At 69.8% G+C, this 20,359-nt stretch carries 19 protein-coding genes; 8 read left to right on the top strand and 11 right to left on the bottom strand.

What is annotated here, in order from left to right:
• Window positions 1–256: 256 nt before the first annotated feature.
• From rplI to rpsF, 4 genes are read right to left on the bottom strand one after another with little or no spacing between them, the layout of a single operon-like run.
• Window positions 257–703 carry a 50S ribosomal protein L9 gene (gene rplI, locus QQX02_RS06005; protein WP_301141872.1) on the bottom strand — a complete coding sequence of 149 codons (447 nt, stop codon included), beginning with the start codon at window positions 701–703 and terminating at the stop codon, window positions 257–259.
• Between the two features lie 13 nt (window positions 704–716).
• Window positions 717–953, bottom strand: coding sequence for a 30S ribosomal protein S18 (rpsR, locus tag QQX02_RS06010; protein WP_062137727.1), 237 nt, complete (start codon window positions 951–953; stop codon window positions 717–719).
• A 28-nt stretch (window positions 954–981) separates the two neighbouring features.
• Entirely contained in the window at window positions 982–1,473 is a 492-nt protein-coding gene (locus QQX02_RS06015) for a single-stranded DNA-binding protein (RefSeq protein ID WP_062137732.1), read from the bottom strand.
• A 49-nt stretch (window positions 1,474–1,522) separates the two neighbouring features.
• Complete coding sequence (gene rpsF / locus QQX02_RS06020) at window positions 1,523–1,813, bottom strand: 30S ribosomal protein S6 (RefSeq protein ID WP_301141875.1); 291 nt, start codon at window positions 1,811–1,813, stop codon at window positions 1,523–1,525.
• Between the two features lie 158 nt (window positions 1,814–1,971).
• Between rpsF and QQX02_RS06025 the strand changes: the two genes are divergently transcribed.
• A complete protein-coding gene (locus QQX02_RS06025) occupies window positions 1,972–3,015 on the top strand; it encodes a lipid II:glycine glycyltransferase FemX (protein ID WP_301141877.1) in 1,044 nt (347 codons plus the stop codon).
• A 133-nt stretch (window positions 3,016–3,148) separates the two neighbouring features.
• On the opposite strand, the gene QQX02_RS06030 is transcribed toward QQX02_RS06025, so the two are convergent.
• Window positions 3,149–5,404 (bottom strand): transglycosylase domain-containing protein, encoded by a 2,256-nt coding sequence (locus QQX02_RS06030; RefSeq protein WP_301141878.1) that lies wholly within the window; start codon window positions 5,402–5,404, stop codon window positions 3,149–3,151.
• Between the two features lie 403 nt (window positions 5,405–5,807).
• On the opposite strand from QQX02_RS06030, the gene QQX02_RS06035 reads away from it, so the two are divergent.
• Both QQX02_RS06035 and QQX02_RS06040 read left to right on the top strand, forming a co-directional pair.
• A complete protein-coding gene (locus QQX02_RS06035; protein WP_301141880.1) occupies window positions 5,808–6,398 on the top strand; it encodes a PadR family transcriptional regulator in 591 nt (196 codons plus the stop codon).
• Between the two features lie 9 nt (window positions 6,399–6,407).
• Window positions 6,408–7,499, top strand: a complete 1,092-nt coding sequence (locus QQX02_RS06040) for an inositol-3-phosphate synthase (RefSeq protein ID WP_301141882.1) — start codon at window positions 6,408–6,410, stop codon at window positions 7,497–7,499.
• Between the two features lie 189 nt (window positions 7,500–7,688).
• Here QQX02_RS06040 and QQX02_RS06045 read toward each other — a convergent pair whose 3' ends face one another.
• The 3 genes from QQX02_RS06045 to QQX02_RS06055 all read right to left on the bottom strand — a co-directional run bounded on the left by QQX02_RS06045 (window position 7,689) and on the right by QQX02_RS06055 (window position 9,719).
• Complete coding sequence (locus QQX02_RS06045; RefSeq protein ID WP_301141883.1) at window positions 7,689–8,360, bottom strand: SDR family oxidoreductase; 672 nt, start codon at window positions 8,358–8,360, stop codon at window positions 7,689–7,691.
• A gap of 90 nt (window positions 8,361–8,450) precedes the next feature.
• Window positions 8,451–9,107: a LysE family translocator gene (locus QQX02_RS06050; RefSeq protein WP_301141885.1), complete on the bottom strand. Its 657-nt coding sequence runs from the start codon at window positions 9,105–9,107 to the stop codon at window positions 8,451–8,453.
• Between the two features lie 90 nt (window positions 9,108–9,197).
• On the bottom strand, window positions 9,198–9,719 hold the full coding sequence (locus tag QQX02_RS06055; protein WP_301141887.1) for a DUF805 domain-containing protein: 522 nt from the start codon (window positions 9,717–9,719) through the stop codon (window positions 9,198–9,200).
• A gap of 229 nt (window positions 9,720–9,948) precedes the next feature.
• On the opposite strand from QQX02_RS06055, the gene QQX02_RS06060 reads away from it, so the two are divergent.
• On the top strand, window positions 9,949–11,247 hold the full coding sequence (locus tag QQX02_RS06060; protein WP_301141889.1) for an MFS transporter: 1,299 nt from the start codon (window positions 9,949–9,951) through the stop codon (window positions 11,245–11,247).
• Between the two features lie 97 nt (window positions 11,248–11,344).
• Here QQX02_RS06060 and QQX02_RS06065 read toward each other — a convergent pair whose 3' ends face one another.
• From QQX02_RS06065 to QQX02_RS06075, 3 genes are all read right to left on the bottom strand, one after another.
• Entirely contained in the window at window positions 11,345–12,244 is a 900-nt protein-coding gene (locus QQX02_RS06065; RefSeq protein WP_301141890.1) for a PDDEXK family nuclease, read from the bottom strand.
• A 108-nt stretch (window positions 12,245–12,352) separates the two neighbouring features.
• A complete protein-coding gene (locus QQX02_RS06070) occupies window positions 12,353–12,913 on the bottom strand; it encodes a hypothetical protein (RefSeq protein ID WP_301141892.1) in 561 nt (186 codons plus the stop codon).
• Window positions 12,913–14,352: a CCA tRNA nucleotidyltransferase gene (locus QQX02_RS06075; protein ID WP_436968522.1), complete on the bottom strand. Its 1,440-nt coding sequence runs from the start codon at window positions 14,350–14,352 to the stop codon at window positions 12,913–12,915. Before QQX02_RS06075 ends, QQX02_RS06070 begins: the two co-directional genes overlap by 1 nt.
• A gap of 114 nt (window positions 14,353–14,466) precedes the next feature.
• Here QQX02_RS06075 and QQX02_RS06080 point away from each other — a divergent pair, with 114 nt between their 5' ends.
• The 4 genes from QQX02_RS06080 to QQX02_RS06095 all read left to right on the top strand — a co-directional run bounded on the left by QQX02_RS06080 (window position 14,467) and on the right by QQX02_RS06095 (window position 20,308).
• Entirely contained in the window at window positions 14,467–15,030 is a 564-nt protein-coding gene (locus tag QQX02_RS06080) for an NUDIX hydrolase (RefSeq protein ID WP_301141900.1), read from the top strand.
• Entirely contained in the window at window positions 15,027–17,201 is a 2,175-nt protein-coding gene (locus QQX02_RS06085) for a DUF6049 family protein (protein ID WP_301141901.1), read from the top strand. The genes QQX02_RS06080 and QQX02_RS06085 overlap by 4 nt, the downstream gene beginning before the upstream one ends.
• Window positions 17,194–18,885 carry a murein biosynthesis integral membrane protein MurJ gene (gene murJ, locus QQX02_RS06090; protein ID WP_301141902.1) on the top strand — a complete coding sequence of 564 codons (1,692 nt, stop codon included), beginning with the start codon at window positions 17,194–17,196 and terminating at the stop codon, window positions 18,883–18,885. Before QQX02_RS06085 ends, murJ begins: the two co-directional genes overlap by 8 nt.
• A gap of 115 nt (window positions 18,886–19,000) precedes the next feature.
• Window positions 19,001–20,308: a protein kinase family protein gene (locus QQX02_RS06095; RefSeq protein ID WP_301141903.1), complete on the top strand. Its 1,308-nt coding sequence runs from the start codon at window positions 19,001–19,003 to the stop codon at window positions 20,306–20,308.
• Window positions 20,309–20,359 lie beyond the last annotated feature (51 nt).

The raw sequence follows: 20,359 nt of genomic DNA on the forward strand, positions 1-20,359 counted from the left end.
GAGCGGGAGAAAAGTCGTCGGCGTGTCGCGCGTGGGCGTGTCGGAGTGACGTTTTCCACACCCGAGCGTCCTGCCTGGTGGATAACCCTTCGGCCGGCCCCGAACACCCGCCAGGTCCTTGCGAGCGCCCGATCCGTGCATCGGCTCATCGCGACCGAAATGCGCGGCGAGGGAACGGCAAAGGCCCCGGCCAGCAGCCCCCGTGAGGGGACTGCCGACCGGGGCCGGCGCGGTGCTGATTGCTCAGCGGTGCGAACTACTTTGCTGCGACGACCTGGAGCTCGACGTTGGCCGTCACCTCGTCGTGCAGGGTGACCTGCACGGAGTAGGTGCCGGTCGTCTTGATCGCCTGGCCGATGTGGATGCGACGCTTGTCGACCTTGGCGCGGTCGCCGATGGCGTCCGCGACGTCGGACGGCGTCACACCGCCGAACAGACGACCGGAGTCGCCTGCCTTGGCCTCGACCTTGACGGGGTTCGCCTGCAGCGAGTCACGGGCCGCCTGGGCCTCCTCGACGCTGGCGATCTCCTTGTCGCGACGCGCCTTGCGCATCGAGTCGATCTGCTTCTCAGCACCCGCGGACCACGGTGTGGCCAGCTTGCGGGGAACCAGGAAGTTGCGCGCGTAGCCGTCCTTGACGTCGACGACGTCGCCGGCGATGCCGAGGCCGGAGACCTCGTGGGTCAGAATGAGCTTTGCCATGTCAGACCCCCGATCAGCGGCCGGAGCCGGCGTAGGGGAGCAGCGCCATCTCGCGTGCGACCTTGATGGCACGCGCGATCTCGCGCTGCTCCTGGGTCGACACGCCAGTGACGCGGCGCGAACGGATCTTCCCGCGGTCGGAGATGAACTTGCGCAGCAGGGCCGTGTCCTTGTAGTCGACGGTGCTGACCTTGGCGGCCTTGAGCGGGTTCACCTTCTTGCGGGGCTTGCGAATGTCGTGCTTGGGCATTGTGGTACTCCTGAAGTGGATCAGTGCTTTAGAACGGGGGCTCGTCAGACGCGGGGGCCGTGGCCCACGGGTCGTTCGAGGAGCCGCCTGCCGGCGCGGAGCCGCCACCGCCACCCGAGAATCCGCCCTGGCCGCCGGAGCCGCCAGAACCTCCTGAGCGCTGCGTGCGCGTCACCTTGGCGGTGGCGTAACGCAGGCTCGGGCCGACCTCGTCGACCTGGATCTCGTTGACAGTGCGCTTCTCACCGTTTGCCTCCCACGATCGCGACACCAGGCGGCCGGTCACGATGACCCGCATGCCCTTCGTGAGGGATTCGGCCACATTCTCTGCGGCCTCGCGCCACAGAGAGCAGCGCATGAACAGGGTTTCTCCGTCTTTGAACTCGTTCGTCTGTCGATCGAACGTGCGCGGGGTGGACGCCACCGTGAAGTTGGCGACGGCTGCACCGGACTGAATGAATCGCAGTTCCGGGTCGCCCGTCAGATTTCCCACGATGGTGATCGGAGTCTCGCCTGCCATGTGAATCCCTTAAGTGTCGTGTCGTGTGCGGTTGCAGTCGGGAGAGTCGCTACTTGGCGTCGGGGCGCAGCAGCTTGGTGCGAAGAATCGACTCGTTGAGGCCGAGCTGACGCTCGAGCTCCTTGGCCGTGGCGGACTCCGAGGTGAAGTTGATCACCGCGTAGATGCCGTCGTTCTTCTTCTTGATCGGGTAGGCCAGGCGACGTCGGCCCCAGATGTCGAGCTTGTCGATCGTGCCGTCGTCTCCCGTGATCACCTTCAGGTACTTGTCGAGCGACGGCTGAACCGTCCGCTCGTCAACCTCTGGGTCGAGAATGACCATCATTTCGTACTGACGCATCGAATACCCACCTCCTCTGGACTTGTGCGGCCACGGACGTTCCGTGGCAGGAGGGTTGATGCCTGCGACTCTCTCACCAGGGGGCGAGAGGGCCAGCGACAAGGATACCGTGCGTGGGGGTCGCAGGGGAATCGTCGTCCACAGGTAGCGTGGGTGGGGTGAGCAACAGACGGCCGATGCGCGTGGAGCAGGTCTCCGACGACCGCTTCCTGGAACTGGCTTCGGGCTCGGGGGAGCCCGTGCCGATCGAGCAGTCCCCGGCGTGGGACCCTTACGACGAGGCCGTGTCCGAGCGCGCCTTCTGGCGGCGGCTGGCAGTCCTCGACGGGGACGAACCGGTGGCCGTGATCGCCCTCACCGAGTACACCGGGCGCGGGTTCCGCTACCTGTGGGCCAAGCATGGCCCCGTCTGGATCGGCGAGCAGACCCCCGAGGCCGAGCGCGCTCTGCGCGACGCCCTCCGTGCCTACATCGGTGCCGAGGCGCCGCACATCGTGTTCGTCCGCCTCCACGCCCGCCACCCCGCCTCGGATCTGCACGAGCTGCTGCAGACGGTCACCTACGACCGCACCGTCGTCATCGACCTGACGCCCGAGGAGGACGACATCTTCGCGTCCTTCGCCAAGCGCCGTCGCACGGGAATCCGCAAGGCGCTGCGGGACGAGAACTTCGACCTGACGGACGAGTCCGGGCTCAGCCGCGAGGCCTTCGGCGAGCTCTACGCGATCTATGAGGAGACCGCGGAGCGGGACGACTTCGGCATCTACGAGGCCGACACCTACTACGCGATGGTCGCAGCGCTCGGGGAGCACGCGCGGGTGTTCGTCGCGCGTCGCACCGACTCCGGCACGGACGACGCCCCCGCCGAGCCGGGCCGCGCGGTCGCCTGGGTGATCGTCACGACCTACGACGGCAAGGCGACGAGCTACTACGCCGGCGCGAACCACGAGGCGCGCGGCACCAACGCCGTGATGCTGCTGCGCTGGCACGTGATGCGGGTGCTGAAGGCCGAGGGCGTGACCCAGTACGACCTCATGGGCGTCGACTCCGCACGCGCGCCGCAGCTGAAGAGCGTGGGCGACTTCAAGCGCCAGTTCGCGGACGAGACAGAGGTCGACGGCGCCTGGGACGTGGCCGTCAAGCCGCTGCGCTACCGCGCGCTCACCCTCGCGCTGCGCCTCAAGCGCCTGCTGAAGCGCTAGCCACCGCAACGCTGGGCCCCGGCCCGCCCGCGCATCGGCCGTCGCCGGACCGCGCGCCAGCAGTCACGGAGTGCCGAAACCGGCACGATGTCAGCACTCCGTGACTGCCGCGACGCGGGGTCCGCTGGCGGGGCTACTCCTCGTCGGGATCCGCAGTGGGCGGACCCGACGGTTCTGGCTCGGGGGATGGCTCGGGGTCCTCAGGCTCGGGCTCCGGCTCTTCCGGCTCCGGCTCGGGCTCGGGCTCTTCCGGCTCCGGCTCGGGCTCCGGCTCCGGCGGTCGACTCACCGTCTCGCTGGGGGTGGGGCTCGGCTCCGGGGGCGGCGGCTCGCTGTTGGCGACCTCGCCCACATTGGCGCGCGGCGGGAAGTCCACCACCTCCATGGGCTCCAGGATCGGCTCCATCATCCAGGTCCAGACGCGCGACGGGACGGTCGAGCCCGTGATCTGATCGAAGCCGCCGAACGGCGTGATCTGCTCCGCGGAGCCGTCCTCGCCCACCTGGTACAGGGAGACCGAGCCCACGATCTGCGGCGAGAAGCCCACGAACCACGCGGAGCGGTTCTCGTTGGACGTTCCCGTCTTGCCCGCGAGAGGCCGGCCGATCTGGTTGGCGAACTCGCCGGAGCCGAAGCGCACCACCTGCTGCATCGCGTACGTGGTGTCGGCCATGACGTCCTCGGCGAACACGCGCTCGTCCTCGACCTCGTGCTCGTAGACCACCTCGCCATCGGAGTCGGTCACGGTCTGCACCATGAACGGCTCGGTCCGCACGCCGGCGTTGGCGATGGTCGCATAGGCATGCGCCATGTCGAGGGCGTGAGGCGAGGCGGTGCCCAGTACGTTGGACGCGTTCGGCTCGAGGCCCAGCGTGTCCTCGGGGAGCCCCGCCTTGATCGCGGTCTCCATCACCACCTGCGGCGTGACCTCGAGGCCTAGCTGCACATAGGCGGTGTTGACCGAGCTCTGGGTCGCGCGCACCAGGTCGATGTAGCCGTAGTCGACGCCGCCGAAGTTGCGCACGGGGCGATCGAAGCCCTCGAACTCCATCTCATTGTTGGACAGGTACTCGGTCTCGAGGCTGATGCCGCGCTCGAGAGCGCCGATGAGCGCGAAAGGCTTGAACGTCGATCCGGCCTGGGCGACGTCCTGGGTGACCGCGTTGCGCTGGACCTCCAGGTAGTCGGGTCCGCCGTACATCGACGTGACCGCACCGGTAGCGGCGTCCATGGTCACGGCCGCGACGCGCAGGTTGTCGGCGTGGTCGTCCGGCATCTGGGCCACCGCGTCTTCAGCGGCCTGCTGGTGCTCGGGGACGATGGTGGTCGTGACCCGGTAGCCGAGCGACTCGATCTCCTCCTGAGAGGCTCCTGTGCGCTCGACGACCTCGTCCATCGCCTCACGCAGGATGTAGCCCTGCGTCCCCGCGAACACGTCCGCGTTCTGGTACTCGATGGGCTCGGGGAACTGCGTGATGTCGTCCCGCTCGTCCTGCGTGAGGAACTCGGCGTCGACCATGCCGTCGAGCACGTAGTTCCAGCGCTGCTCGGCGCGCTCGGGGTCGATGCGCGGGTCCCAGTTGCTGGGCGCCGGGATGATCCCCGCGAGCATGGCCGACTCGGACAGCGTCAGGTCCGCGGCGGGCTTGCCGTAGTACTGCTCGGCGGCCGCCTGGATGCCATAGGCGCCGCGGCCGAAGTAGATGGTGTTGAGGTAGTTGCCCAGCACCTCTTCCTTGGACTGCTCCTGGTCGATCTTGAGCGCCAGCAGCGTCTCCTCGATCTTGCCGGGGATCGACGTGGTCGTCTCGCCCACGTAGTACCGCTCGACGTACTGCTGAGTGATCGACGAGCCACCCTGCTGCTCGTTCATCACCACGGTGCGGAACAGCGCGCGGGACATGCCCACCACATCGATGCCGGGGTTGGTCCAGAAGCTGCGATCCTCCGCGGCGACCACGGCGTTGCCCACGTGGTCGGGCAGCGTCTCGATGCCCACGACCTCACGGTTCGCGACGCCCAGGCTTCCCAGCTCGGTCTCGCCATCCGCGTAGTAGAACGTCGAGGCCTGCGCCTGCGCGAAGTCGTCGGGCTCCGGAACCTCGAGGCTGACGTACTTGATGATCAGCGCGATGAGCCCGATCAGCGCGACCGCGAGGCCCGCGATCAGCGCGCCGAAGCCGATGCGGCGAAGCCAGAACTTCCAGCGGGGCTGGTCCGAGCGGTCGGTGCGCTTGCCGCCGCCACCCTTGCCACCGCCCTTGCCGCCCTTGGCTGCGGACTTCGGCTTGCCCTTCGATGCGCCAGCCTTCGATGCCGCGGTGCCGCTGGCGCCGGTGCGGGGCTTGGCCGCGGATCCCTGGCGTGCGGACGCATTGGTGGTGTTCACGGAGCTCCACGGCGGGATGCCGTTCGCGGGTGCGCCGGACGAGTCACGCCTCACGCCCGTCGAGGCGCGCGTCGGCTGCGCTCCGGTGGTGGAACGCGTGCTTCTGCGCTGCGGGGTCGGCCGCTGCGGCCTGCTCGAATCGGTCACTGTCTTCTCACCCTAGGGAGATCGGGGCGAGCCAGGGGAACGGCCCGCCGTGGCATCGGCGCTTGGAAGGCGGCCGATGCGGTGGTCACGTCAGTAACGCGCGACGACGTCGAATCGTGGCCCGGCCTGCGCGCCCTCGCACAGGAACGCTAGCCGATGTATCGTGTCGATACAACCAACTGCTATGGTGAGCGTCTGCTGCGGCGGTCGCCGCCCTGGCAGCACCCGCATCGAGCAACGAACGAGAGGAGGGCCCGTGGCCAAGACTGACGTCCTGTCACTGGCAATCCTCGGCATGCTCTCCGAGCAGCCGTTGCACGGCTATCAGATCCGCAAGCGACTCGGCAACGAGCTCGGCCCGTTCCGTGCCCTCAGCTACGGCTCGCTGTACCCGTGCCTCAAGCGCATGGTCGGCGAGGGCCTCATCGCCACCGACGACCGTGACGACAGCGTGATCCGCGCCACCGCCTCGAAGCGCTCCCGCATCTCGTATCAGCTGACCGACGCCGGCAAGGCCCGGTTGGAGGAGGAACTCGCGAGCTCGGGCGCCTCCTCGTGGGACGACGATGCCTTCGACGTGCGCTTCTCGATGTTCGAGCGCACCGATTCCGTGACCCGCCTGCGCATTCTCGAGGGGCGCCGATCGCGCCTCGCCGAGCGGCTCGAGGAGGTCGCCGAGGGCCTCCAGCGCGTACGCGAACGTCACGACGCCTACACCACCGAGCTTCACCGTCACGGCCTCGAACGGGTCGAGCGGGAGGTCGAATGGCTCGACCGGCTCATTGAGAACGAACGATCCGCGACCCGCGGAGACACCAACAACACCGCTTCCGCGGGCAACAACTAAGGAGAAATCATGGCTGCACTTCGCGTCGCCATCGTCGGCGTCGGAAACTGCGCGACGTCCCTCGTCCAGGGCGTGGAGTTCTACAAGGACCGCGTCGCAGGCGAGACCGTTCCCGGCCTCATGCACGTTCAGTTCGGCGACTACCACATCTCGGACATCGAGTTCGTGGCAGCGTTCGACGTCGACTCGCTGAAGGTCGGCAAGGAGCTCGTCGAGGCCACTCAGTCCTCCGAGAACAACACCATCAAGATCTGCGACGTCCCCAAGACGGACATCCAGGTGCAGCGCGGCCACACCCTCGACGGTCTCGGCAAGTACTACAGGGAGACCATCACGGAGTCGGACGACGCCCCCGTCGACGTCGTGCAGGTGCTGCGTGAGACGGAAGCCGACGTGCTCGTCTGCTACCTGCCCGTGGGCTCCGAAGAGGCCGCCAAGTTCTACGCGCAGTGCGCCATCGACGCGAACGTGGCGTTCGTGAACGCCCTCCCGGTGTTCATCGCCTCCGACCCCGTGTGGGCCAAGAAGTTCGAGGACGCCGGCGTGCCGATCGTGGGCGACGACATCAAGTCCCAGGTGGGCGCCACCATCACGCACCGCGTCATGGCCCGCCTGTTCGAGGACCGCGGCGTCACGCTGGACCGCACGTACCAGCTGAACGTCGGCGGCAACATGGACTTCAAGAACATGCTCGAGCGCGACCGCCTCGAGTCCAAGAAGGTCTCGAAGACCCAGGCCGTCACGTCCAACCTCGAGGGCTCGCTCAAGGACCTCAAGGACTCGCGCGACGTGCACATCGGCCCGTCCGACTACGTCGCCTGGCTCGATGACCGCAAGTGGGCGTACGTGCGCCTCGAGGGCCGCGCGTTCGGCGAGGTGCCCCTCACGCTCGAGTACAAGCTCGAGGTGTGGGACTCGCCCAACTCCGCCGGCATCATCATCGACGCGATCCGCGCCGCGAAGATCGCCAAGGACCGCGGCGTCGGCGGGCCGATCCTCTCGGCCTCGACCTACTTCATGAAGTCGCCGCCCGTGCAGATGGAAGACACCAAGGGCCGCGTCCAGCTCGAGGCCTTCATCGCCGGAGACATCGAGCGGTAGTTCAGACATCGAGCGGTAGTTCGGTCGTCACACAGCGAAAGGGCCCGGTCACCATCACGGTGACCGGGCCCTTTCGCTGTGGCGGTGTCGCGAGCGCCGACGCGACTGCGTCGACTGCGCTCACGCGACTGAGCGAATTGCGCTCACGCGACTGCGTTGATTGCACTCACGCGACTGCGCTAGTTACGCTCACGCGACCTCGCGCTCGATGGCGGCGGGGATGGGCGTCTCGCCGCTCACGGCCTCCCACTGCTTGCCGGCCGATGCGGGCTGGTCCAGGCAGTCGGCGAGCACGTGGGCCACGTCGGCCCGCGGGATCTGGCCCTGGTCGACGGACTCGGACAGGGCGATCTTGCCGGTCGCCGCGCCGTCGGTGAGTCCGCCGGGGCGGATGATGGTCCACGACAGCCCGGAGTCGCGCAGCGCAGCATCCGCGTCGCGCTTGGCGTCGACGTAGGCCTTCCACACGGGCTCCGTGTCGTCGGGCACAGGGTTGTCCACGCCGAACGCGGAGATCTGCACGAACCGCTCGATGCCGGCGGCCTTCGCGCCCGCGATCGACTTGAGCGAACCCTCGAGGTCGACGGTGCGCTTGCGGTCGATGTCGCCGTCAGGGCCGCCGCCGGCCGCGAACACCACGGCGTCACAGCCCTCGAAGGCCTGGGCGAAGTCCTCCTCGGACGCCGCCTCGATGTCGAGCAGGCGGGGCTCGGTGCCCATCGCGGCGAGGTCGAGCAGCTGCTGCTGCTTGCGAGCCAGGGGGACGACGGTCTTGCCGCGGCCCTTCAGGATCGGAATGAGCTGGAGGGCGATCTTGCCGTGGCCGCCCACAATGGCGATGCGCTGGGGAGTAGAAGTCATGGCTCCACCATGCCCCGTCCACGCATCGGATGCACGTTCGTTCGCGCTCAGTGGAAGTGGGAATGGCGCGGCGGTCACGCAGCAGAGCAGTCAGGCGGCACGACGCGACGCCATCAGCACCACGCCGAGCGCCGCCAGCATCCCGCCGCCAGCCGCGCGCACCCGGGCCACCCGCGCGGGGGACGAGGCGATCCACCCCCGTGCCCGAGCTGCCGCGAGCGCCCACACGCTGTCGACGAGCACCGCCATGAGCGCGAACACCACGCCGAGCTCCAGGATCTGCGGCCATGCCGGGCCTCGTGCGGGATCCACGAACTGCGGCAGCACCGCCACCATGAACACCAGGGTCTTGGGGTTGGCGACGCCCACGAGGAACGACTCGGACAGCGCCCGTCTCACGCTGAGCGGAGGAAACGTCCCGTCGTCGGGGTCCACCACGCTCGGGTCACCGAGACCGTCGCGGCGATGGCGGATCGCTTGCAGCCCTAGGTACACGAGGTAGATGCCGCCGGCGATCTTCAGCACGGTGAAGGCCGTGGCGGACGCCGCCACGAGGGCCCCGACCCCCGCAGCAACGAGCACCGCATGCACCACGAATCCGCCTGCGTTGCCCAGCACCGAGAGCAGTGCTCCGCGGCGACCGTGCTGGAGCGCACGACCGACGATGAACAGCACGCTGGGTCCGGGGATCGCAACGAGCACGCTTGCGAGCGCGACGAACGCGAGCAGGGACTCTCCGGTGATCATGCGCACAGGCTAATCCGCGCATCGGCCGTCTGGAAGGCCCGGGCGCCTCCGGCACCCACCCGAACGAAGGGCCGATGCGCGGGCAGCGCCCTACTGCGTGGGCGCGGGGGGCTGGGGAGGCAGGTAGCCGCCCGGTGCCTGGCCGGGCTGCGCCTGGCCGTACTGCGCCTGCTCATAGCCGCCGTACTGACCGCGCTCCGCGGCCTTGGGATCGGCGCCCCACCGGTTGGTGCCGGGCTGCGAGTCCATGAAGGCCATGATCAACGGCACGATGCCAAGGCTCACGAGGTTCAGCCACAGCCAGTGACCGGACTGGCCCATGTCGTGCAGGCGGCGTGCCCACGCGGCGTACACCGGGATGATCAGCGCGAGCGCAGCGATTACCACGATGCCGATCACCACGAAGAAGACCGCGAGCGCGGCCCCGGACGGGTCAGCCTCGACCTCTGACGTGGGCATCACCGTCAGCGCGGTCACCATCACGAGTCCGAAGCCCAGGATCGACACGAACTGCGTGAACAGATAGAAGAGCCAGAACTCCGAGCGGCGTGCGCGTCCCTCGAATGTCGCGTACTTGCCGAAGCAGTTCTTGATTGCCTGTCCGAATCCCACGGTGAATCCCCTCAACGGTCGAATAGTTGCGTGCCGCCACCGGCGCCTGGTCGCGAGCGTAGCGGGTTCACCCCTCAGCCAGGGCGATGCGTGGCCGCGCAGTCCGCCGCCCGCGCGCCGTCGCCCTCCGGCGCACCCCGGTGGTGCGCGATCGCCGGGCCCGGCCCGCGCATCGGCCGCATGAAAGCAAGCGCTCTGCCGCCGTCGCCGGGGGCTCTAGGCTGACGCCATGTCGTTCGCGCGCGATCTCTCCCGGCTGTGGCGCTCGGATGGCTTTCGCCGTCTGACGTATGTGCGGCTGCTCTCGCAGGGCGGCGACGGGATGTTCCAGGTGGGCATCGCGGCGGCCTTCTTCTTCGACCCCACGACGGCGGCGACGCCCGGCGCGATCGCGGCCGGCTTCGCGGTGCTGCTCGCGCCTTTCACGCTGGTCGGGCCGTTCGTGGGACCGCTCATCGATCGATGGCAGCGTCAGCGCATCCTGCTCGTCGGCAACATGGTGCGGCTCGCTCTGGTCGGCACGCTGTGCGCGCTGCTGCTGGGGGGCGCACCGGTGTGGACGCTGTACGTGGTGGCGCTCCTCACGCTCTCGGTCAACCGGTTCCTGCTCGCGGCGATGTCCGCCGGGATCCCGCGGGTGGTCGCGACCGAGGACCTGCTCGCCGCCAACGCGATCCAGCCCACGCTCGGCACGGTGGCGGCGGCCGTGGGAGGCGCCATCGGCGGGATCGTGACGTTCGTCGCGCCACAGGCCTCTGATGCGAGCCTCGCATTCGCTGCGCTGGTGGGCGGTGGCATCGCCTTCGGCCTCGCCTCGTGGGCGACGCTGCTGCTGGGGCGGCGCGCCCTCGGACCCGTGCACCCGCTCGAGCAGCTGCGACTCGGGGCCCAGGTGCGTGAGCTCGGCACGGAGCTCGCGGCGGCGGTCCGGTATCTGCATGCACGCGTCACGCCGTTCCACGCGCTACTCGTGATGGCGGCGCAGCGGCTGCTGTACGGCGTGATGTTCGTCGCGTCGATTCTGATCTCGCGCCACGTGCTGGGCGACCCCGACCGTCCCGAGCAGGCGCTGGGAAACTTCACGCTCGTGATCGCCTTCGCCGCCGTGGGGTTCGGGGCCGCCGCGGTGCTGACGCCGGTGTTCGGGTCGCGCTTCACCCGCCACCAGTGGATCGTGCTGTGCCTGGGGGTCGGAGCCGTCGGCCAGACCGCCCTTGCGCTCTCCATGGAGCCGTGGTCGCTCTTCACCGCCGCCGTGGTCGTGAGCTTCGCGGTCCAGGGCGCCAAGATCGCGGTGGACACCATCGTGCAGCGCGACACCGAGGACGAGGTGCGCGGCCGCGCCTTCACCCTCTACGACATGGCCTACAACGTGGCGTTCATCTCCAGTGCGGTCATTGGCGGTCTGGTGCTGCCGGACGACGGCTACTCGCGTGCCGTGATGGCGGTGCTCGTGGGGCTGTACGTGCTGACGGCGCTGGTGTTCGCACGCGCCCCCCGCGAGCCGTCGCCCGTCCTGGCGCGCTGACCCGCCCCGGCACCCCAGCAGCCCAGCACCCCAGCCCCTTGTAGGAAGGTTCTGTACACAGAACGTCGTGGCGGTGCGCCTTGTAGGAAGGTCTTGTTCACGCCGCACGCTCAGCGAGCGTCCGGAGCGCGATCGCGCGACACCATTGCGGACGCTCGACCACGTCCCAGTAGCCGAACCTCACCGTCGCGATCCCGGCCGAGGTCAACACCGCATCCCGCCGCAGATCTCTCACTCGCTGCGACGGTCGCGAGTGCCACTGTCCGCCATCGAACTCGAATGCCGTGCGCGTGGGCGGATCGTAGGCATCCACCCGGTACGAATCGCGACGAACAGTGAGGCGGTGCTGGCGCACGATGTTCGCGAAGGCAGCGCCGGTCAGCACGGTGGTGGCGCCTTGGAGTTCGAGGTGGCTCTCGATGCCGTCCGCAGCATTTCCGAGAAGTCGCACGAGTCGGCGCCGTCCCCTCACACGTGGCAGACGGTCGACGAGCTCGGTCACCGTGCCCGGATCGATACGGCCGGCGGCACACGCCCCGTAGACGAGCGACTCGCGTGAGTACTCCGGCTCCCGGGCAAACGCGTGGATCAAGGCGAGTGGCGCATCGGCGGTGACGGTGCCTCGTGGCATCAGTTCAGCGCTGATCGGATGCGTCTGACTCACGACGCGCACCCAGTCTGGGCCGCGGCGGTGACACCCTCGCGGGACGACGACGTCCGCGACGTCGGGCGCCTGCTCCAGAATTCCCCGCTCAAAGAGTGCACCCCGGCCGGTGAGCGCGCTTCCGGAAGGCATCCACGCGCATGCCGCGAGCGATCGCACCGACCACGACTCACTATGGAGGGCGCTCGCGTAGTGGCCCGGTGCCACGCGGACGAGTTCGCCACGCGCGACAGCTGCCTCGATTCCGCGCGGAGTGGCGAGACCGCGCACCTCGTCCACGGTGAAGGGGCGAGGGAGGCGTTGCGCCTCGGCGATGAGACCCCTGATCGACATGGATCATGACTAGCCGCGCAGGCCTCATGCCAACAGGGGCGTTGAGCGAACCTGTGGAAAACGTTCCCACACGACGCGCTCCGAAGTCGTTCTGGGTACAGAACCTTCCTACAGGGGAGGCGGGGGCGGGGTCAGCGGCGGTGGGGTCAGCGGCGGTGGGGTGGACGGCGCAGCGGCCGATGCGACTGCCAGCAGCGCGTTCGCCGTGGCACCGAGCGCGAGCACCAGTCCGGACAACGCCCCCACCGGCTCCGCGCCGAACGACGCGGCGGTGATCACGAGCACCAGCAGAATCGGTGCGCCCGCGAACGCGAGCATCAACCAGGGGCGCGAGCGCCGCTGTGGGGACGCAACACGATGAGCGACCACGATCACCCCGATCGCACTCGCCATGCCGACCAGGCCCAACGCGGGCATCGCGAACCGGCCCACGACATCGGCCAGGAACGCACCGTTGAAGCCTCCGTCCAGCGCGAAGCCGATGCCGAAGAACGCCGCGGCGGCCGAGGCCAGCCCACCCGGAACGGCCATGAGCCACGTCAGCAGCCGCAACGGATATCGACGAGCGACGTCGTCCCGATCGTCGGGGCGCAGGAGCCAGATTCCGCTGTAGACGAGCGCCACCAGTCCCGTGAGCGCCGGCACCGCGAAGACGACGAGGAAGATCATCAGCTGTTCCTCTCCGTCCACCACGCCAGCAGCTCGGCGCGAGCGCGGTCATCCTCGAGAGGCCCGTGCTCCATCCGCAGCTCGAGCATGTGCTTGTACGCCAGCCCCACATCGCGGCCGGGGCCGATGCCGAGAATCTCCATGATCGCGTTGCCATCAAGGTCGGGGCGAATCGCGTCCACCTCTTCGCGCTCGCGCAGCTCGGCGATGCGGTGCTCGAGGTCGTCGTAGGCGAACGACAGACGGTCGGCCTTGCGGCGGTTGCGGGTGGTGACGTCGGCGCGCGTTAGCCGATGCAGGCGCTCCAGCTGATCGCCCGCATCGGTGATGTAGCGGCGCACCGCAGAATCGGACCAGCGTGCGTCGGCGTAACCATGGAACCTCAGGTGCAGGCCCACGAGGTGCGACACCGCGCGTGTCGTGTCCTTGTCGAACCTCAGCGCCTTCATGCGCTTGGTCGTCATCTTGGCCCCGACCACCTCGTGATGGTGGAAGCTGACGCCGCCGCCTGGCTCGAGCCGCCGCGTGGGCGGCTTGCCGATGTCGTGCAGCAGAGCCGCAAGCCTCAGCACCAGGTCGGGGGCCGGCACCGGCCCGTCAGTCCCCGTCTCGAGCGCGATCGCCTGATCGACCACCGTGAGCGTGTGCTCGTAGACGTCCTTGTGGTGATGGTGCTCGTCCACCTCGAGCTGGAGCGCGGGCAGCTCGGGCAGCACGTGCGCCGCGAGCCCGGAGTCGACGAGCGCCCTGAGGCCAGCGCGCGGGGAGGCGCCCAGCATCAGCTTGGTCAGTTCGTCGCGCACCCGCTCTGCAGACACGATGCCGATGCGCTCGGCCAGGCGAGACATCGCGGCGAAGGTCGCGGGCTCGATGTCGAAGCCGAGCTGTGACGCGAAGCGCGCGGCCCGCATCATGCGCAGGGGGTCGTCGCCAAAGGACACGTCGGGCTCGATCGGGGTGCGCAGCAGACCGCCGCCCAGGTCCTCGAGGCCTCCGTGGAGGTCGACGAGTTCACGCGCCGGCAGCCGCACCGCCATGGCGTTGACGGTGAAGTCGCGCCTCGCGAGGTCGCCCTCGAGCGAATCGCCGAACGCCACCACCGGCTTGCGCGTCTCGCCGTCGTACTCGTCGGCGCGGAATGTGGTGATCTCCACGACGAGGTCGCCGCGGCGGCCGCCGATGGTGCCGAACTCCCGGCCCATGTCCCACGTGGAGCGCGTCCACGTCCGCAGCAGGCGCTCCGTGTCGTCGGGGCGAGCCGAGGTGGCGAAGTCGAAGTCGGAGGAGGACCGCCCCAAGAACGCGTCCCTGACCGGCCCGCCCACGAGCGCGAACTCGTGTCCGGCCTGGTCGAACACCTCCGCCAGTTCGAGAATGGAGGCGGGCAGCGCCTCCCACAGGGACGCGGCGCGGCGGCGCAGCACGTCCATGGGAGGCATGGGGATGGGGTCGGTCACGTGCACCAGCATCCCAGACACCGGCTCGGTGGCCCTCACCGTGCCCTCACCGCGCGGCCTGCTCCGGGTCCCGGCGGGCCTCGTTAGAGTTGGCGCATGTCCCATCCGTCCGATCCGCGCCCCGGAGCGACCCCCCGCCCCCCGGCGGGGCACTCGCTGCGCCAGCGTCGGGCCGGTCAGTCGCGGGGAGAGGGGCACGTCCTCCGGGCGGCGCAGCTGCCGGTGTCGAACGAGACGTCTGCGGGCGGCATCGCCGTGAAGGTCGAGGACGGCGTGGCGCTCGCCGCCTGCATCGGCCGGCGCAACCGCGCGGGGCGCCTCGAGTGGTGCCTGCCCAAGGGCCACATCGAAGGCGTCGAGACCCCGGAGGAGGCCGCGATCCGCGAGGTCGCGGAGGAGACCGGCATCACTGCCGAGGTGATCCAGGCCATCGGCGTGATCGATTACTGGTTCACGGGCGACGATCGCCGCGTGCACAAGGTCGTCCACCACTTCCTGCTCGAGGCCAAGGGCGGCATCATCACCACCGAGAACGATCCCGACCACGAAGCCGAAGTGGCCGACTGGATCCCCGTCGCCGACCTCGGCAGCCGACTCGCGTTCCCCAACGAACGCAAGATGGCCCAGGTGGCGGCTCAACTGCTGGCGATCCCGACGTGAGCAGAATCGTCGCCGCACTCGCGGCGAGCCTCGTCCTGCTCACCGCCGCCGGCCCGGCCGCGGTGGGTGCGGAGGTCCCCGACCCCACGCCCTCGGCGTCCTCGTCGGCCGATGCGCGGACTCCCGAGCTCCGCGATCAGACAGGAATGCTGACGGCACGGCTGGTGGACCTCGCCTCCCCGGCCTTGGACCCCTCGGCGCGCCTGAGCGCGACGATCACCGCCACGAACCGTGGCGCCCTGCCCGTCGACGGGGTGGTGCTCGAGCTCGCGCTCACCGACCAGCCGCTGCGAGACCGCGACGCGCTCGACGCCTTCCTCGACGACCCGTCCGCCTTCTCCTCCCGGCTCGCAGCGCAGCAGCCCGAACCACCGGTGGAGACGTCTGCCGAGACCACAGCATCCACCCCGGCGGACCTGCTGGGCGCCGTCGGCGACGAGGACGACGCTGCGGCCGAGCCCGAACCGGAGGGCGTGACCATCGCTGCGGGAGCCTCTCGGACCATCACCGTCGGCGCCACCCCCACCGAGCTCGGACTGCCCGCCGGTCGCTGGGGCGTCTATGGCGCCGTGCTCACGCTGATGACGGCGGATGGCGCGATCGCCGTCGACGCCGTCCCCCTCACCTGGCAGGGAACAGCGGTGCCGGAGCTCACGCTCACGACGCTGTCGACCGCTGCCGGCACGGCGAACCGGGTGGCCACCCACCTCGGTGCCTCCAACGTCGCAGGCGTCACGACCGCCGTCGACCCCGCTCCCGTCACCAACGCGATGGCCTTTGACTCCGGACTGGTCGAGCGAGAGACGTGGCGCCTCGCGAGCGGATCTCCTGACCTCACGTCTCTGGCGCACGCAGGCGAGACCACCCTCATGGACCTGGCGCTCTCGATGCCCGCAGGGACCAATCTGGCGAGCATCGGGACCGCGCCATGGCTCGCCGTCCCCTCGGGGATCGACGCGTCCAGCACGAGGGCGGCCACCGAGCTCGGCGCCGGCGCCGTCCTCGCCCTGCCCGAGGCCGAAGGCTTCGAGGCTCTCGAAGAGCAGGCCGATGCGGCGGTCGCCCAGGCGGGCGACGCCCTGGTGCTGGTGCCGGATGCGCGCCTCAGCGAGGCGATCACCGAATACCGTCCCGGCACCGAGGCCGCACGCGCGCGAGTCCTCGCCGAGTCGGCTCTGCTCGCCGACGAGGCCGACGGCGCGCCGGTGCTGGCCGTGATTGACGATTCGTGGCGCCCGGGATCCTCGACCCCGTCCGGCACCCTCGAGTCGCTCATGACGGCGCCGTGGGTGGACCCGCTCCCCGTGTCAGGGCTGCTGGAGACGGACGCCGCCGATGTGACCCTTCCGACCACCGTGGCGACGGACGCCGACCTTGACGCCGCAGACGTGGCGGCGCTGGCAGGGGCGCTCGAGAGGCTCACCACACTTTCTTCCGCCACCACCTCCCCGTCCACGGCGCTCGCCGACTGGGGGACGGACCTGCTCCAAGGCGCCTCGGTCACGTACCGGGGCGATCCCGGGCTCCGCGACGCCGCCGTGAGCGCCGCGCTCGCGCGCGTCGACGCCACGCTGGCTTCGCTGCGGATCGCCGAGAGCTCCGACCTGAACCTGCTGGCAGAGTCGGGGGAGATTCCCGTCACCATCGTCAATGGTCTGGATCACGACGTCGCCGTGCGCGTCGACCTCACGAGCTTCTCCCCCAACCTCCAGGTGCTGGCGACCCCCACGATCACCGTGCCTGCCGGAGCCGAAGGCGCCTCGCTCGTTCCGGTCGAGGCCGTGTCCAGCGCCAACGTGAGGGTGGCAGTCGTACTGCGCAGCACGGAGGGCCTGCCGGCCAGCGAGGCGCAGACGTTCGCGGTCCGCGTGCGTGCGGACTGGGGCAACGCCGCCACCGCCGTGTTCTCGGTGCTGCTGGTGCTGCTGCTCGTCGCCGGGCTGGTGAGGACTGCCAGACGGGGCCGGAGGGACACTCGCGCCGAGCCCGCTCCGGCTCCCGCCACGGAGCCCGACAGCGAGACCGAGAACGTCCCCTTTGAGGACGACGACGAGGCCAGCGACGACGTCAAGCCTTCGGCCGAGGGCGACGAGCCCGCCGCCGAAGGTGACGATCCCGGCGAGCCGGACGAGGACGCCCCGCAGGTCGATCGCGGGACCGGACGTGACTGAGCCGGCCGAACCCGCATCGGCCGGCTCCGAGCAGCCGCGCCCCCGCCACTCGCTGCGCCGATCCTCGGCCATCATGGCCTCCGGCACCGCTACGTCGCGCGTGCTCGGACTCGTGCGCAACATGCTGCTGGTCGCGGCCATCGGCCTGAACGCCGACGCGGCGAACGCGTACGACGCGGCGAACCGGCTGCCCAACGCCTTCTTCGCGATTCTCGCTGCGGGAGTGCTCAACGCCGCGCTGGTGCCACAGATCGTGAAGGCCCTTCACCGGGAGGGTGGGGAGCGCACGGTCGATCGGATTCTCACGATCGGCGGGGTCATCACCCTGGGCGCCACGATCGCGTTCACCGTCACGGCGCAGGCCTGGATCGCGTTGTACACCGACGGCTGGTCACCCGAGATGCTCGCGCTCGGCACCGCCTTCGCCTACTGGTGCATCCCTCAGCTGTTCTTCTACGGCCTCTACACGCTGCTGGGCCAGGTGCTCAACGCGAAGTCCCAGTTCGGGCCGTTCATGTGGGCGCCGGTGCTGAACAACATCGTGTCGATCGTGGGGCTGCTCGTGTTCCTCGCGGTGTTCGGGCCCTTCGACACGGCCAACCCGCTGGCTCCGGAGGAGTGGACGCCGGGCGCCATCGCGTTGATCGGCGGCACGGCCACGCTGGGCATCGCGGCGCAGGCCCTGATCCTGATCGTTCCGCTGGTGCGCGGAGGCTACCGCTGGCACTGGCGCTGGCGTGGACCCAAGGGCGAGCTCACCGTCATCGGCCGGGTCGCCAGCTGGGCGCTGGCGGCGGTGGCCGTGGAGCAGGTGGGCGTGCTGCTCGTGATGCAGGTGGCGTCCGCGGCAGCCACCGCTCCTGGGGCCGATGCGGGGGGTGAGATCGCGGGAAACGCCGCCTACTTCCAGGCGTTGTCGCTGTACCTGGTGCCGCACTCGGTGATCACCATCTCGCTTGCGACCGCGATGTACACGGCGATGGCGGGCCACGTCACGCGCGGCGACATGGCATCGCTGCGGCGCGATCTCTCACACGGCCTCAGGACCGTGGGCGTGCTGACCGTGTTCGCCACCGCCGCGATGATCCTGTTCGCGCCGTACATCGTGCGCGCCATCCTCATCACCGCGACCGTCGAGGAGGTCCAGTCGGTCGCCTGGGTGATGAGCGCGATGGTGCTCGGCCTGGTGCCGCTGGGCGCGACGGTGCTGTTCAAGCGCGTGTACTTCGTGCTCGAAGAGGCGCGGTCGATCTTCTACATGCACATCCCCATGACGATCGCGTGGGTCGGCATCGCCTGGGCGTTCCGGCTGTGGACCGAGCCCCGCTGGTGGACGGTGGGAGTCGGGCTCGGCCTCGCCATGTCCAATGTGGTGGGCGTGGTGCTGCGGGCGGGCGGCCTGAGCCGCCGCATCGGGGGCCTCGACGGCCGCCGTGTGCTCGTGCTCCACGCGAAGGCCGCGCTCGCCGTCCTGGTGGCGAGCGGCGTCGTGTGGGCGCTCATGCTGACGGTGCCGCCGATCCAGGATCTCGAGGGCGTGGGCGGCAGGATCGCCGCCGTGGCCGTGGTCGCCGGGGGCGGGCTGATCCTGCTCGGGGTGTACGCGGGCGGCCTGTGGCTGCTCCGGGTTCAGGAGGCCCGAGACGCCGCCCAACCGATCCTGCGCCGCCTCGGTCGCGGTTAGGATGGAGTCCCCTGTGTGGGGGCAGGCGACACCGGGGAGATGAGACGTGGAGGCAGGAGCGACGCTGGGTCGCCGCTTCGTTCTGCGTCGCCGTGAGCACCATGATCTCCCGGGCGTGGATCGCTGGGTCGCCCATGATGAGCGCCGCGACGTCGAGGTCACCGTCGATGTCCTCGCGTCTCTCGCACCCTCCGCCGTCCGCCGGGCCGCGGTACGTGCCGCGCAGGTGCGCGACGTCCGCTTCGCCCGAGTGATCGCCTCCGGTCGCGAGACGGTGGGCGACGAGCGGATCACGTACGTCGTCTCCGAACGCCCCGTCGGGCTCTCGATCGCCGAGGTCGCCGGCCACCGCATCGTGCCTCCGCGCCTGGCCTCCTCGATCATCGGCGAGACCGCCCGAGCGCTCACGGTCGCCGCCGCAGCGGGCGTCCACCACGGCTACCTGCGCGCCTCGTCCATCACCGTGACCTCTGCAGGGCGCATCGTCGTCTCCGGGCTCGACGCGGAGGGCGAGCTCGCGACGCAGGCGGGCCTGGGACGAGGTCACTCGGAGCACTCCGATGCGGTCGCGCTCGGCCGCCTTCACCTCGCGCTCCTCACGGGCCTGGATCCCGATGCGGTCACGGCGGCTGAGGTGCCCGAGAGGCTGCCGGCCCCCGCGCGGGACCTCGCGCTCGCCACAGTCGCGGGCACGGGTCCGCACACGCTCGCCGAGATCGTGCAGGCAGCCGGTCCGGCCGATGCGGCGGCGTTGCGCTCCTTGCGCGCGGCCGTGCGAGGGATGCCCCACGCGCCCAGCGTGGCGTCCCCGGCGCCTCCGCGGTCCACGAGGGCCCCGATCATCGGCGTCACCCACGACACCCTCGCAAGCGCGGAGCACGAGGCTGCGGCGGCCATCGCTGCGGGGCTCGCGGTCCCCGAGGTCGCACAGGAGGTGCGCGCCGACCACGTCGACCGCGCCGCCGTGCTCGCAGAACAGGCGGAGGACGGTCACGTGCCGGTTCCGCCCGAGGTCGCGGCGCAGTACTCGAAGCACACGCGCCGCGCCGCCGCCCGCCACGCCGATGAGCCACTCGCGCTCGAGACCTGGCAGGAGATCACGACCGAGCAGAACGCCGAGGTCCCGCCCTCCGCCGCCCAGGCCCTGCTGGAGCGCCTCGAGCGACGGTGGCCGGACTCGGCCGCGCTCGGCACCGCCGCAGAAAGCGCTCGGCACCGTGCGCAGCGGCCCGCGCCGCTCAACTCCGGCCCAGTACTCGTCGGCGTGTTCCTCGCCATCACCGTGGTCGTCGCCATCGTCGCGCTGTCGATGCTGCTGTCGCCCTTCGAGCCCGACTTCGACCGGCGGAACAATCCACCCGCCAGTTACCCGGAGTTCACCTACTCGCCGTCTCCCTCACCTAGCGTGTCCGGGGACGACTGACCCTCGCATCGGCCGACCGCGGACGAGGGAAGAACCACCGCCTACGATTCG

This window comes from Demequina muriae (assembly GCF_030418295.1).
GTDB classification, from domain to species: domain Bacteria; phylum Actinomycetota; class Actinomycetes; order Actinomycetales; family Demequinaceae; genus Demequina; species Demequina muriae.

Coding starts and splice junctions, on each gene's coding strand:
- rplI (WP_301141872.1), bottom strand. CDS start 703: ATGGCAAAGCTCATTCTGACCCACGAGGTCTCCGGCCTCGGCATCGCC.
- rpsR (WP_062137727.1), bottom strand. CDS start 953: ATGCCCAAGCACGACATTCGCAAGCCCCGCAAGAAGGTGAACCCGCTC.
- QQX02_RS06015 (WP_062137732.1), bottom strand. CDS start 1,473: ATGGCAGGCGAGACTCCGATCACCATCGTGGGAAATCTGACGGGCGAC.
- rpsF (WP_301141875.1), bottom strand. CDS start 1,813: ATGCGTCAGTACGAAATGATGGTCATTCTCGACCCAGAGGTTGACGAG.
- QQX02_RS06040 (WP_301141882.1), top strand. CDS start 6,408: ATGGCTGCACTTCGCGTCGCCATCGTCGGCGTCGGAAACTGCGCGACG.
- QQX02_RS06045 (WP_301141883.1), bottom strand. CDS start 8,360: ATGACTTCTACTCCCCAGCGCATCGCCATTGTGGGCGGCCACGGCAAG.
- QQX02_RS06050 (WP_301141885.1), bottom strand. CDS start 9,107: ATGATCACCGGAGAGTCCCTGCTCGCGTTCGTCGCGCTCGCAAGCGTG.
- QQX02_RS06060 (WP_301141889.1), top strand. CDS start 9,949: ATGTCGTTCGCGCGCGATCTCTCCCGGCTGTGGCGCTCGGATGGCTTT.
- QQX02_RS06065 (WP_301141890.1), bottom strand. CDS start 12,244: ATGTCGATCAGGGGTCTCATCGCCGAGGCGCAACGCCTCCCTCGCCCC.
- QQX02_RS06070 (WP_301141892.1), bottom strand. CDS start 12,913: ATGATCTTCCTCGTCGTCTTCGCGGTGCCGGCGCTCACGGGACTGGTG.
- QQX02_RS06075 (WP_436968522.1), bottom strand. CDS start 14,352: ATGCCTCCCATGGACGTGCTGCGCCGCCGCGCCGCGTCCCTGTGGGAG.
- QQX02_RS06080 (WP_301141900.1), top strand. CDS start 14,467: ATGTCCCATCCGTCCGATCCGCGCCCCGGAGCGACCCCCCGCCCCCCG.